Below are 12,300 nucleotides of genomic sequence, written 5' to 3'. Positions count from 1 at the left end.
CGATGAGACGCTTGCTCGTCCCCGCGCTAGTTCTGGCCCTCGCGGCCGCGGCCGGATGCTCCGGCCGCACCAAGTCCGCGGACACCAGCAGCCCTTCCACCACCGGAGCCGCCGACACGGCCACCGCTGACTTCGGCACGCTGAAGTCCGTGTGCGGCAAGGGGACGGCCAAGTCCGTCACCAGTCAGGGCGTCACCAGCTCCGAGATCAAGGTCGGCGTCTTCACCGACGTCGGCTTCACCAAGAACCCGGAGTTCGAGAACGCGTCGAAGGTCTTCACCTCCTGGTGCAATGCTGCCGGCGGCATCAACGGACGCAAGATCACGCCCGTGTCGCACGACGCCCAACTCATGCAGGTCAACCAGCAGATGATCTCGGCCTGCCGCACCGACTTCTTCGAGGTCGGCGGCGGCGCCGCCCTCGACGGCCTCGGCGTCAAGACCCGACTGAAGTGCCTGCTCCCCGAGTTCCCGGCCCAGGTCACCTCCGAGGCCGGCGCCGACCTCCAGGTGCTGACGCAGGGCGCCTCGTCCGGGTACGCGCCCTACGCCGGCTACTACTCCTGGCTGCTCAAGGAGGCGTACCCGTCGTCGGCGAGCGGCGTCGGCATCATCGCCGGAGACGTGGCCGTCACCAAGGGCATCGGCGCCCAGGACAAGGAAGTCCTCACGGCGCTGGGCGGCAAGGTCAACTACTTCGACCTCTACCCCGCGCAGGGCGTCTCCGACTGGACGCCGTACGCCCAGTCCATCAAGACGAAGAAGGTCAAGGGCCTCGTCTTCCTGGGGGACTTCACCCAGTTGGCGAAGCTGGAGCAGGCGCTCACCAACATCGACTACAAGCTCGACTGGGTCGACGCCAACAACAACGCCTACGGCCCCGCGTTCCTCAAGCTGGCCGACACCGCGTTGAGCTCCCAGACCAACTTCGCGAGCATCGACGGGACTTACCCGCTGGAGAAGGCGGACGACAACCCGGCGACGAAGGAAATGGTCGCCCTGTTCAAGAAGTACGCGCCCGACGCGCAGATCACCCTGCCCGCCGTGCACGCCTTCTCCGCCTGGCTGCTGTTCGCCACCTCGGCCGCCGACTGCGCGGAACTGACGAGGAGTTGTGTCCTGGCCAACGCCAAGAAGCAGACCGAGTGGACCGGGGGAGGGCTCCAGGCCCCGGTGAACCTGTCCTCGCCCGACGAGGCCGTGAAGTGCTTCAACGTCGAGAAGGCCACCACCACAGGCTGGGTGCCCGCCGATTTCAAGCCGACCGACGGCGCCTACCGCTGCGACGCACCCGTCTACAAGTACAAGGGCAACTACGGCAAGCCGCCGACACTGGCCGACGTCGGCAAGTCGCTCGCCGACCTCAAGTAGCCACACCAGGACCCCCGTTCACCACGGCGTTCACCACGGCAGGAAGGAAGGACCGTGAAGGTACGAGTCGACCCGGAGCGCTGTCAGGGCCACACGCTCTGCGCGATGCGCGCTCCGGACACCTTCGAACTCAGTGAGATCGACGGGCACTCCTCGGTCGTCCAGGAGGAAGTCCCCGCCGACCAGGAGGCGGCCGTCCGCGAGGCGGTCCTGTCCTGTCCGGAGCGGGCGATCTCCCTGATCTCCTGACCCCCACCTCATCCACCGAGCAGGAGAGGACTCCGCATGACCACGGAAGACGCGGCCGTCGACGACGGTGGCCGCAAGCACCCCCAGGTGCACTTCGACCGGCACACACCCGACTACCGCGACCGGTTCGAGGACATCACCCACGAGCTGCACGGGCAGTGCCCGATCGCCTGGACGGAGAGCCACGGCGGCCACTGGGTCGCCAGCGGCAACCGTGAGGTGTTCGAACTCGCGAGGTCCGCCGAGTTCCTCTCCAACGACCATGACGTGAAGGGGGAGCGGCGCGGCTACAAGGGCATCTCCATCCCCCCTCCGCCCCGCGCCAGCGAGGCCCAGGGCGGCTTCCTGGAGATGGACCCGCCCGAGCAGCGCTACTACCGGCAGACACTCAACCCGTATCTGTCACCGGCGGCCATCCAGCGCTGGATCCCGTTCGTCGACGAGATCGTGCGTGCCAGCATCGACGAGAAGATCGAGTCCGGGCACATCGACTTCGTCGACGACCTCGCCAACATCGTCCCGGCCGTGCTCACCCTGGCGATGATGGGCATCCCGGTGGAACGCTGGACCATCTACAACGAGCCGGCCCACGCCTCCGTCTACACACCCCCCAACTCACCCGACAGGGAACGGGTGTTGGACCTCAGCCGCAAGATGGGCATGGATCTGATGGGCCAGCTCATGGAGATCCGCAACAAGCCCCGGCCGGGCCTGGTGGACGCGCTGGTCCGCGCCGACATCAACGGCCGCAACCCGGACGACGGCGAACTCCTCGGTGTACTGGCCCTGTTGATCGGCGGCGGCTTCGACACCACGACCGCGCTCACCGCCCACTCCCTCGAATGGCTCTCACAGCACCCGGAGGAACGCGACCGGCTCAGCCGGGACCGGAAGAACCTGCTGGACTCCGCCACCGAGGAGTTCCTGCGCTTCTACACCCCGGCCCCCGGCGACGGACGTACCTTCTCCGCCGACTGCGAGATCGCCGGCACCGAGTTCAAGGAGGGCGAACGCCTGTGGCTCTCCTGGGCGATGGCCAACCGGGACCCGTCGGTCTTCCCCGACCCGGACACGATCGACATGGAACGCAAGGGCAACCGGCACAGCAGCTTCGGCCTCGGCATCCACCGCTGCATCGGCTCCAACGTGGCCCGAACTGTGTTCAAGCGGATGGTGACGGCCGTACTCGACCGGATGCCCGACTACGCGTGCGATCCCGAAGGCGCCGTGCACTACGAGACCATTGGCGTCATCCAGGGCATGCGTCACCTCCCGGCGACCTTCACCCCGGGCAGGCGGCTCGGCGCCGGACTCGACGAGACGCTCGCCGAACTGCAGAAGGTCTGCGACGAACAGCGGCTCGCCGAACCGGTCACCGTCCGCAAGTCCAAGGCGCGGATCGACACATGACGGAACGTCAGCGACCCGGGCCGGTGGTCACGGAGGAGAACGAGTTCTTCTGGACCTCCGGCGCGGACGGCCGGCTGCGGCTGGCGGAGTGCGGGTCCTGCGCGGCCCTCATCCATCCGCCGCAGCCGGTCTGCCGGTACTGCCACGGGCACGACATCGGCGTCCGGGCCGTCTCCGGCCGCGCGACGCTGATCGGCTTCACCGTCAACCACCGCTTCGCCCTGCCCGGACTGCCTGCTCCCTACGTCGTGGCGCAGGTCGCCATCGAGGAGGACCCGAGAGTCCGGCTCACCACCAACGCCGTCCAATGCACCCCGGACGAGCTGGAGTTGGGCATGCGGATGGAGGTCGTCTTCGAACAGGTCGAGGACGCCTGGTTGCCCCTGTTCCGCCCGGCCCGCGACCGCCCGGCCACCGACCCCCTGCCGCTCGCCGAGGTCGAGGCCCACCAACTCGCCCGCCGTGTACGGCCGATGGTGACGACGGAGAAGTTCGAGGACAAGGTCGCGATCACCGGCATCGGAATGTCGGAGATCGGCCGCCGCCTCCTGGTCCCACCGGTGTCCCTGACAGTCCAGGCCTGCGAACGCGCGATCGCCGACGCCGGCCTCACCGCCGACGACATCGACGGCCTGGCCACCTACCCCGGCGCCGGCCCCTACGGCGGCTTCGGCGAAGGCGGAGTGACCGCCCTGGAGTCCGCCCTCGGCCTGGAACCGACCTGGTACAACGGCGGCGGAGAGACCTTCGGCCCCGGCGGTTCACTCATCTCCGCGATGCTCGCCGTCGCGGGCGGCCTGGCCCGCCACGTGCTGTGCTTCCGTACGGTCTGGGAGGCGTCGTACGGCGAACTCGTGCGCCGCGGCCGGATCGCCCAGGAACCGCCGCGCAAGCTGGACGGCTGGATGAAGCCGTTCGGAGCGATCTCGGCCGCCCACACCCTCGCCCAGAACGCCCAACGCCACTTCCACCGCTACGGCACCACCCGCGAGACCCTCGGCTGGATCGCCCTCAACCAGCGGGCCAACGCGGCACTCAACCCCACCGCGGTCTACCGCGACCCGATGACCATGGACGACTATCTCAACGCCCGCCCGATCACCACTCCGTTCGGCCTCTACGACTGTGACGTGCCCTGCGACGGAGCGGTCGCCGTCATCGTGTCGGCCGTGGACGCGGCCCGGGACCTCGCACAACCCCCCGTCTACGTCGAGGCAGTGGGCACCCAGATCCTGGAACGGCTCGAATGGGACCAGAGCACCCTCACCCACGAACCCCAAGTCCTCGGCCAGTCCGCCCACTTGTGGTCACGCACCGCGCTGCGCCCCGAAGACGTCGACGTCGCCGAACTGTACGACGGCTTCACCTTCAACTGCCTTTCCTGGCTTGAGGGACTGGGGTTCTGCGGCATCGGCGAGGCCAAGGACTTCCTGGACGGAGGCAAGAACATCGCACGGGACGGCGTACTGCCCCTGAACACCCACGGCGGACAGCTCTCCCACGGCCGCACCCACGGCATGGGGTTGGTCCACGAGGCGATCACCCAACTGCGCGGCGCGGCCGGGGCACGCCAGATAGCCGGCGCGCGAGTCGCGGTGGCGAGCAGCGGCGGACTCACCCCGAGCGGCGTGATCCTCTTCCGGGCGGACGGATGAACTCCCGGACCACGGAGGTCGTTTCCCGCGTCGTCGACGTCGACGGCATCCCCATGTCGGGGCTGCTGTGCGAGGTCCGCAACCCGCGCGCGGTCGTCGTCGCGCTGCACGGGGGAGCGGTGACGTCGAGCTACTTCGACTACCCCGACCAGCCCCGCCTGTCCCTCCTGCGCACCGCGGCGGCACTTGACTTCACCGTCGTCGCCATCGACCGCCCGGGATACGGCAGTTCGGCTCCGCACAGCGAGACCATGGCGTCCCCCGCACGACGCGTCGACCTCGCCTACGGAGCGGTGGACAAGCTGCTCGCCTCGCGTCCACGCGGAGCGGGACTGTTCCTCTGGGCGCACTCGATCGGCTGCGCGCTGGGTGTGCACATGGCCGGCGACGAACGCCGGAACGACCTTCTCGGCCTGGAGATCGCCGGTACGGGACGCCATCACGCTCCCGGCGCCGTCGAGATCCTCGACTTCCGACGGCGTGACCCGGCCGTGCCCAGACGCTCCGGATCCGGCCTGCGCGACCTGCTGTGGGAACCGTCCCGCCTGTACCCGGACGAGATCATCGGCGCCCCCCGCATCCAGTCACCGGGCCCGCCGTACGAGTCGACCGTCGCCCGCCGCTGGCCACTGGAGTTCCCCGAAGTCGCCGCCCGTGTACGGATTCCCGTCCACTACACGCTCGGCGACCACGAACGCGTGTGGAGCTCCGGACCCGAGGCCATGGCCGACATCGCGAGCCTGTTCACCGCCTCCCCGCGGGTCGTCACCGACGAACAGGCCGACAGCGGGCACAACTTGAGCATTGGACACACCGCGACCGGATACCACCTGAAGATCCTCTCGTTCGTCGAGGAGTGCGTTCTCGGATACGAGAACGGTGGATACGACAACGACGGTTACGACAACGACGCGATCGACCGTCTGCCGAGGAGGGCCGGATGAGTGACGCCGACAGCGCGGTACTGCTGCTCGTACGCGTGGTCGTAGGACTGATCATGATCATGCACGGGCTCAATCACTGGCGGGGCGGCGGTCGCATCGAGGGCACGGCCCGCTGGTTCACCGGACTCGGCCTGAGACAGGGCGTGTTGCAGGCCTGGGCGAGCGTGCTCACCGAGGTCGGCGCGGGCGTCCTGCTCGTCCTCGGCCTGCTCACCCCGCCGGCCTGCGCGGCGGTGATCTCCGTGATGCTGGTCGCGGGGCTGCTGGCCCACCGGCCCAACGGGTTCTTCGTCTTCAAGGACGGCTACGAGTACGTCCTCACGCTCGCCGTCGTCGCCCTGGCACTCGCGGTACTGGGCCCCGGCCGTTGGTCCGTCGACCACGCGGCAGGCATCGACCTGACCGGCTGGACCGGCGGCGGAACCGCGCTGGGTGTGGCCGTGGTGGCGACCGCGGGCTTGTTGGGCACGTTCTGGCGACCGGAGCCCGAGGCTGCCGCCGAGAACAGGGCTGACGCCGAGCCGGAGTCCGAGAACACCCCCGAGTCGGTCGATCAGGAGGCCCGCTGATGCGCGTCGGATTCATCGGGCTGGGCAGCCAGGGCGCTCCCATGGCACGTCGAACAGTCGAGGCGGGCTTCGCCACCACGCTCTGGGCGCGCCGCCCGGCCACCCTCGCCGCGTTCGCGGACACGGTGGCGCAGCGGGCGACCTCGCCCGTCGAACTGGCCGCGGCCAGCGACCTGGTGTGCGTCTGCGTCGTCGACGACGCAGACGTCGAACAGGTCGTCACGGGCGAACAGGGCGTGCTGAGAGGACTGCGCCGGGGCGGTGTGATCGCCGTACACAGCACCGTCCACCCCGACACCTGCAGGCGGCTCGCCGAACGCGCCGAGGTACACGGCGTCTCCGTGGTCGACGCACCCGTCAGCGGCGGCGGAAAGGCGGCGGCCGAGGGCCGCCTGCTGGTGATGGCCGGCGGCGAGTCCGGCACGGTCGCATACTGCCGCAAGGTGTTCGAGACGTTCGGCGATCCCGTCGTCCACATGGGCCCGCTCGGCTCGGGACAGATCGCCAAACTCCTCAACAATCTCCTCTTCACCGCCAACCTGGCGACCGCGGCCGACACACTGGCCCTTGCACCGGAGTTCGGCATCGACCGGGGCGCCCTCGCCGAAGTCGTCCTCCACGGCAGCGGAGCGAGCTTCGCGCTCGACCGGGTGAGGGCCGCCGGCGGCACACTCGACCGGCTCGCTGAACGCGCCGGACCACTGCTCCGTAAGGACGTGAGGCTGTTGGCCGACCTCGCCGACACGGTGGGCGCCCCGACGGGCACCGTACTGACGGCGGCCGACGCGGCCCTCGACCACATGGGCCAAGGGCGCCTGACGGCACCCGCAACTCCCGCTCCAGGAAAGTGAAAACGACCTTCTCGCCCCCGGAGAACATTGATATCGTCGCTCGTCGTCAGACTGGTGACGGAAGGGAACCGTACACACCGTGAAGGACTTCGAGGCGATCGACTTTTTCCAGGACGACGAAGTCGTCGCGGACCCCTATCCCTACTTGGCGGCCCTGCGCGGGAAGTGCCCGGTGCATCGCGAGAGCCACCATGACGTGACGATGGTGACGGGGTACGACGAGGCGATACAGGTCCTCAACGACTCCGAGACGTTCTCGTCCTGCCTCTCGGTGACCGGCCCCTTCCCCGGGTTCCCGGTCCCGCTCGAAGGCGACGACGTGAGCGCACTGATCGAGCAGTACCGCGACCAGCTCCCGATGAGCGACCAGTTGCCGACGCTCGACCCGCCCATGCACACGGATCACCGCGGACTGCTGATGCGGTTGATCACCCCGCGGCGCCTGAAGGAGAACGAGGCGTCGATGTGGCACCTCGCCGACGCCCAGCTGGACGCGTATCTCGCCGCCGGCGAGGGCGACTTCATCAGCGGGTTCGCCGGCCCCTTCACCCTGCGGGTCATCGCCGATCTGCTCGGCGTGCCCGACGAGGACCGCAACACGTTCGTGGAGGGCCTGGAGCACCAGCCGCGGGGCGGCATCGGGAGCACGGACGGCGAGGTGGCGTACTCGCCACTGGAGTACCTGTACGGGCAGTTCTCGGCCTATGTCGAGGAACGCCGCCGCGAACCCCGCGAGGACGTGATCACGGGTCTCGCCACCGCGAAGTTCTCCGACGGCTCGACCCCTGACGTCTCCGACGTGGCCCGCGTCGCCACCAACCTCTTCGCGGCCGGCCAGGAGACCACCGTCCGGCTGCTGAGCAACGCGCTCAAGATGATCGCCGAAGACCCCGATCTGCAGCACCTGTTGCGCACCGAGCGCGACCGCATCCCGAACTTCGTCGAAGAGGTGCTGCGCACGGAGAGCCCCATCAAGGGCGACTTCCGGCTGTCCCGCGTACCGTCCACGGTGGGCGGCGTCGACATCCCCGCCGGCACCACCCTCATGGTCCTCAACGGCGCCGCGAACCGCGATCCGCGCCACTTCGAGGACCCCGAGACCTTCGACCCGGCCCGCGCCAACGCCCGCCACCACCTCGCCTTCGGCCGCGGTCCCCACACCTGCCCGGGCGCCCCGCTGGCCCGCGCCGAGGGCAGGGTCGGCATCGAGCGCATGCTCGACCGTACGACGGACATCAGGATCTCGGAGAGCGTGCACGGCCCTTCCGACGCGCGGAACTTCCGCTACCTGCCGACGTACATCCTGCGCGGACTCACCCATCTCAACCTGGAGTTCACGCTCGCCGAGGAGCCCGAGAAGTCCGAGGAGTCCGCCCGATGAAAGCCGTCGTCGACACGGATCGGTGCCGAGGCCACGGAATCTGCTGGTCGATCTGCCCCGAGGTGTTCGACCTGACCGACGACGGGTACGCCGAGGTGCTGACCCCCGAGGTCCCCGCCGAGTACGAGGACCAGGTCCGCACGGCCATCGGCAGCTGTCCCGAGCGCGCGATCACAGTGAGCTGAGGAGAACCGGATGCCCAAGGGGTACGTCATCCTGACCGAGTGCATCAACGACCCGGCCGGGATGGACGCCTACAGCCGGGCGGCCGGTCCGTCGATGGCCGAGGGCGGCGCCTCCGTCCTCGCGGTCGACGGCCGGCCGGAGCTCCTCGAAGGCGAGTGGCACGGCGACCGGACCGTCGTTCTCGAATTTGAGAGCGCCGAAGCCGCGCGTGCGTGGTACGAGTCGGAGGCGTACGAGCGGGCGAAGCCCTTGCGGCAGGCCGCGGCCGACACGAACGTCGTGATCATCGCGGGCTTCGAGCCGCCGTCCCGGGGTGAGTGAGAGGGCACTGTCCGGAGTGTTGTCACCGGGCCCCGGCTGCTGCTGCCGGCGGCCCGGTCCGCGTACACCCGCCCCCCCGACACCCTCAGGCCGCGACGACCGGCCCCGGCGCCGCCGTACGGTCAATGGTTCCGCAATGGCCGGAAGGGTCGCCCGATCGCGACGGCAACCGTAATGTCACCTGGGTGTTGCCGTGGTGGAAGGGGTGCTCAATGACGACGGCCCGATACGAGGAGATCCTTGTCGCCGCGCTGGGGGTGTTCGCCGAGCGAGGTTACAAGAAGGCATCCATCGACGCCGTGGCCGAGCGCGCCGGCCTGACCAGACAGGGCGTACTGCACTACTTCCCGAGCAAGAAGCGGCTTCTCCTCGCCCTCGTCCAGCTCCGCGAGGACCTCGCCCGCGAACACCTGGCCGCCCTGCACGCGGACGCCGGCGAGGACCTGCCCGGACTGCTCGCCGAGGTCATCACCTACGACCACAAGAATCCCGGTCTCGCCCAGATACACAGCGTTCTCGTGGCCGAGGGCGTCACCGGCAGCGACGAGGCACAGCGGTTCTGCCACGACTACTACCGGTCGATCCAGGACCACACCGTCGAGCACCTCACCGCGCTCTACGGCGACCGCGTACCCAGCGGCCTGACCCCCCGAGCCGCCGCCACCGCCGTGGTGGCGATGCTCGAAGGGGTCCAGCAGCAGTGGATGCTCGACGAGGAGCAGACCGACTACCCCGAGATCATCCGCGATGTCATGGGCGTGCTGCTCGGGCCCACGCCTGTATGAAATCGGCCATGGCCGTGACGCTCTCGGGATGCAGACTCACCGCGTCCGGCCGTACCCGAAGATCCACCGTGACACCGGAGTGGGCCGCACGTGCGGCGAACGACAGCGAGTCGTCCAGCAGTGGGTCGGTTCCCGCCACCAGCAGTTGGATCGGCGGCAGGCCGTGCAGGTTGGCGTACAGCGGGCTCAACAGCGGGTTCGTACGGTCGGTGCCGGCCGCGAACCGGGCCGCGTGCAACCGGAGTTCGTCGATGTCGAAGCCGGGATCGGCCGCCGCGTTGAACAGCAGACTCGGCGCGTCCAGCGTGAGGTCGAGCAACGCCGAACTCAGCACCGCGCAGTCCGGCTCCGGCGCCCCCATGTCCCGCAGCCGCACCAGCAGCGAGGCCGCGAGTCCGGCCCCCAGCCGCTCACCGGCCAGCGCGACCGGGCCACGGGCCTGGCACGAGCTGTATACGGCGTGCACGTCGTCCAACGCCCCCGGGAACGACGACCGATAGCGCGGGCACACCACAACTGCCCCCGTCCGCAGCGCGAGCCGCTCAGCCAGGTCCACCGCCGAGTCCGAGGAGCCCGACAACTGCCGGTCCCCGTGCAGATACAGGATGACGAGATCGGTCGCGTCCGGCGGCCGGACGATCGGCCCGACCGGACTCGACTCGACCCGCACCCGACCGTCGCCGGCCGCCGCACGGTCCGTGTCCGCCCGTACGTCGGCCAGGTCGGCGCTGCCCAGGTCGGTGTCGGCTCCGCTCGCCCCAACTCGTGTGTCACCCACGGGACATCACCCTTTCCGCTGCCTGCCAGTGCTCGTCGGCCACCCAGAGGCGGGCGAAGGCGCGCGCCGCCTCCTCCTCCGGGACGGCTCCGCTCATCACGCGTTTGATCTCCCGCGCCGGATTGGTCGCGAGGGATCTGGCCAGGGTGCGCCAGCCCTCGGCGAATTCGGCGCGGGGCAGCACCAGTTCGAGCAGTCCGACGCGCTGGGCCTCGGCCGCGTCGAGAACCGTCCCGGCACCGGCCAGCATCAACGCCCGCCCCTTGCCGACCAGTTGGGCGAGCCGCTCGGCACCGCCCCACGCGGGCATGATGGCCAGCGCCACCTGGTTGAAGCCGATCCTGATGTCGTCGGCGGCCACCCGGATGTCGGCGGCCACCGCGACCTCGGCGCCGCCGCCGAACGCGTGCCCGTTCAACGCGGCGATCACCGGTCCCGGGAAGGCCGCGATGCGATCACAGATCCCCCTCATCCGCAGGGCCATGGCCATCGCGTCCTCCTCGGTCCGGATCGCACTCAGCTGCTTCAGGTCCCCGCCCGAGACGAACGCCCGGTCCCCGGCCCCCGTGATGACCAGGGCCTTGGCGCCCACGGCCGCGTCGAGCGCCTTGTCCAGTTCGTCCATCGTGGTCGGAGCAATGGCGTTGCGGGCATGCGGGCGGTCGATGGTGACGACCGCCAGGCCCTCGTCGAGTTCGAGATCTACGTCCATGGCCTCAGTCCTCGTATTCGACAGTGACGTGCGGTGTGGTCGGCTCGCCCTGGCAGGTCAGGACCCAGCCCTCGGCGATCTCGTCCTCGTCGAGCGCGTTGTTGACGCGCATCTTGGCCTCGCCTTCGGTGACTTGGGCGATACAGGTGGCGCAGTTGCCCGCCTCGCAGGAGAACGGCGGGGCCAGACCAGCCCGACGCGCGCTCTCCAGGAACGTCTCGCCGGAGCGCTGCGCGAGCGTGTGCCTCTTGCCGGAGAGCACGAGCGTGAGGGTGCCGTCCTGTTCGGAGGGCTCCTCGCGTTCCTGCTCGGGGTTCCCCTGGACCACGGGGTCGGCGGCCTGCGCGAATCGCTCGACGAAGATCTGCTCCGGGGTGACCCCGTGGGCGAGAAGGGCGTTCTCCACCAGCTCCATGAAGGGCGCGGGCCCGCAGAGGTAGAAATCCGCGCCCGTGTCGCCGCCCGCGAACTCCCGTACCTGGTCCGCGGTGACGAACCCCTGCCGGTCGTCGAGGTGGCGCCGGACCTCGAACCGGTCCGGATACCGCTCGGTCAACTCGCCCAGCGCGGCGGCGAAGATGACGGCCCCGGCGTCCCGGTCGGCGGCCAGGACCCGCACCGGGCGCCCGGTGCCGGCCAGTGCCGACTTGGCGAGCGACAGGATCGGCGTGATCCCGCTGCCCCCGCAGAACGCCACCACCGGAGCGACGATCTCGCGGATCTCGCCCGCCTCGGCGCCCTCCCGCAGACAGAACACCCCTGCTGGAAGCGTGGTTTCGACGACATCGCCGGGCGCGAGGTGGTCGTGCATCCAGTTGGACACCAGGCCCCCCGGAACCCGCTTCACCGTCGTCATCAACTCGGCGTCGGTCTCCGGCGAACTGGACATGGAGTAACTGCGCAGCGTGCCACAGGCCTTGATCGTCACGAACTGGCCCGCCCGGTACGGGAAGGGCGCGTCGAGTACGTACGTCCGTGTGTCGGGCGTCTCCTGGATGATCCGTGTGATCCGCACCGGGTGGAACCCGTGGTCTCGTCCCATGTATGGAATTTACCTTCTCGCTCTGAGAGAGTGCAATTCTCAATGAC

14 protein-coding genes are annotated in these 12,300 nt (G+C 69.4%); 11 read left to right on the top strand and 3 right to left on the bottom strand.

What is annotated here, in order from left to right:
- Positions 1 to 2: 2 nt before the first annotated feature.
- From AB0I69_RS23895 to AB0I69_RS23845, 11 genes are all read left to right on the top strand, one after another.
- On the top strand, positions 3 to 1,370 hold the full coding sequence (locus tag AB0I69_RS23895) for an ABC transporter substrate-binding protein (RefSeq protein ID WP_363097682.1): 1,368 nt from the start codon (positions 3 to 5) through the stop codon (positions 1,368 to 1,370).
- A 54-nt stretch (positions 1,371 to 1,424) separates the two neighbouring features.
- Complete coding sequence (locus tag AB0I69_RS23890; RefSeq protein WP_363097681.1) at positions 1,425 to 1,619, top strand: ferredoxin; 195 nt, start codon at positions 1,425 to 1,427, stop codon at positions 1,617 to 1,619.
- A gap of 36 nt (positions 1,620 to 1,655) precedes the next feature.
- Complete coding sequence (locus AB0I69_RS23885; protein WP_363097680.1) at positions 1,656 to 3,029, top strand: cytochrome P450; 1,374 nt, start codon at positions 1,656 to 1,658, stop codon at positions 3,027 to 3,029.
- A complete protein-coding gene (locus AB0I69_RS23880) occupies positions 3,026 to 4,684 on the top strand; it encodes an OB-fold domain-containing protein (RefSeq protein ID WP_363097679.1) in 1,659 nt (552 codons plus the stop codon). Before AB0I69_RS23885 ends, AB0I69_RS23880 begins: the two co-directional genes overlap by 4 nt.
- On the top strand, positions 4,681 to 5,628 hold the full coding sequence (locus AB0I69_RS23875) for an alpha/beta hydrolase (protein ID WP_363097678.1): 948 nt from the start codon (positions 4,681 to 4,683) through the stop codon (positions 5,626 to 5,628). Before AB0I69_RS23880 ends, AB0I69_RS23875 begins: the two co-directional genes overlap by 4 nt.
- A complete protein-coding gene (locus AB0I69_RS23870; RefSeq protein ID WP_363097677.1) occupies positions 5,625 to 6,197 on the top strand; it encodes a DoxX family protein in 573 nt (190 codons plus the stop codon). Before AB0I69_RS23875 ends, AB0I69_RS23870 begins: the two co-directional genes overlap by 4 nt.
- Positions 6,197 to 7,048 carry an NAD(P)-dependent oxidoreductase gene (locus tag AB0I69_RS23865; RefSeq protein WP_363097676.1) on the top strand — a complete coding sequence of 284 codons (852 nt, stop codon included), beginning with the start codon at positions 6,197 to 6,199 and terminating at the stop codon, positions 7,046 to 7,048. The genes AB0I69_RS23870 and AB0I69_RS23865 overlap by 1 nt, the downstream gene beginning before the upstream one ends.
- Positions 7,049 to 7,127: 79 nt before the next feature.
- Positions 7,128 to 8,429 carry a cytochrome P450 gene (locus AB0I69_RS23860; RefSeq protein ID WP_363097675.1) on the top strand — a complete coding sequence of 434 codons (1,302 nt, stop codon included), beginning with the start codon at positions 7,128 to 7,130 and terminating at the stop codon, positions 8,427 to 8,429.
- Positions 8,426 to 8,614 (top strand): ferredoxin, encoded by a 189-nt coding sequence (locus AB0I69_RS23855; protein WP_318022596.1) that lies wholly within the window; start codon positions 8,426 to 8,428, stop codon positions 8,612 to 8,614. Before AB0I69_RS23860 ends, AB0I69_RS23855 begins: the two co-directional genes overlap by 4 nt.
- Before the next feature lie 10 nt (positions 8,615 to 8,624).
- Entirely contained in the window at positions 8,625 to 8,936 is a 312-nt protein-coding gene (locus AB0I69_RS23850) for a DUF1330 domain-containing protein (RefSeq protein ID WP_363097674.1), read from the top strand.
- 212 nt (positions 8,937 to 9,148) lie between these two features.
- On the top strand, positions 9,149 to 9,721 hold the full coding sequence (locus AB0I69_RS23845) for a TetR/AcrR family transcriptional regulator (protein WP_363097673.1): 573 nt from the start codon (positions 9,149 to 9,151) through the stop codon (positions 9,719 to 9,721).
- Here the strand turns inward: AB0I69_RS23845 and AB0I69_RS23840 are convergent.
- The 3 genes from AB0I69_RS23840 to AB0I69_RS23830 are packed head-to-tail and all read right to left on the bottom strand — an operon-like array spanning position 9,687 to position 12,253.
- Positions 9,687 to 10,499, bottom strand: coding sequence for an alpha/beta hydrolase fold domain-containing protein (locus AB0I69_RS23840; protein WP_363097672.1), 813 nt, complete (start codon positions 10,497 to 10,499; stop codon positions 9,687 to 9,689). The genes AB0I69_RS23845 and AB0I69_RS23840 overlap by 35 nt on opposite strands.
- Entirely contained in the window at positions 10,492 to 11,211 is a 720-nt protein-coding gene (locus tag AB0I69_RS23835) for an enoyl-CoA hydratase/isomerase family protein (RefSeq protein ID WP_363097671.1), read from the bottom strand. Before AB0I69_RS23835 ends, AB0I69_RS23840 begins: the two co-directional genes overlap by 8 nt.
- A gap of 4 nt (positions 11,212 to 11,215) precedes the next feature.
- The gene (locus AB0I69_RS23830; protein WP_363097670.1) at positions 11,216 to 12,253 is read right to left on the bottom strand and encodes a ferredoxin--NADP reductase; all 1,038 of its coding nucleotides are present in this window, start codon (positions 12,251 to 12,253) and stop codon (positions 11,216 to 11,218) included.
- Positions 12,254 to 12,300: the final 47 nt, after the last annotated feature.

Origin of the sequence: Streptomyces sp. NPDC050508 (assembly GCF_040655155.1) — a bacterium.
Taxonomy (GTDB): Bacteria; Actinomycetota; Actinomycetes; order Streptomycetales; family Streptomycetaceae; genus Streptomyces.
The sequence above is the reverse complement of the archived record's forward strand: the minus strand, read 5'-3'. Positions and strand labels throughout refer to the sequence as shown.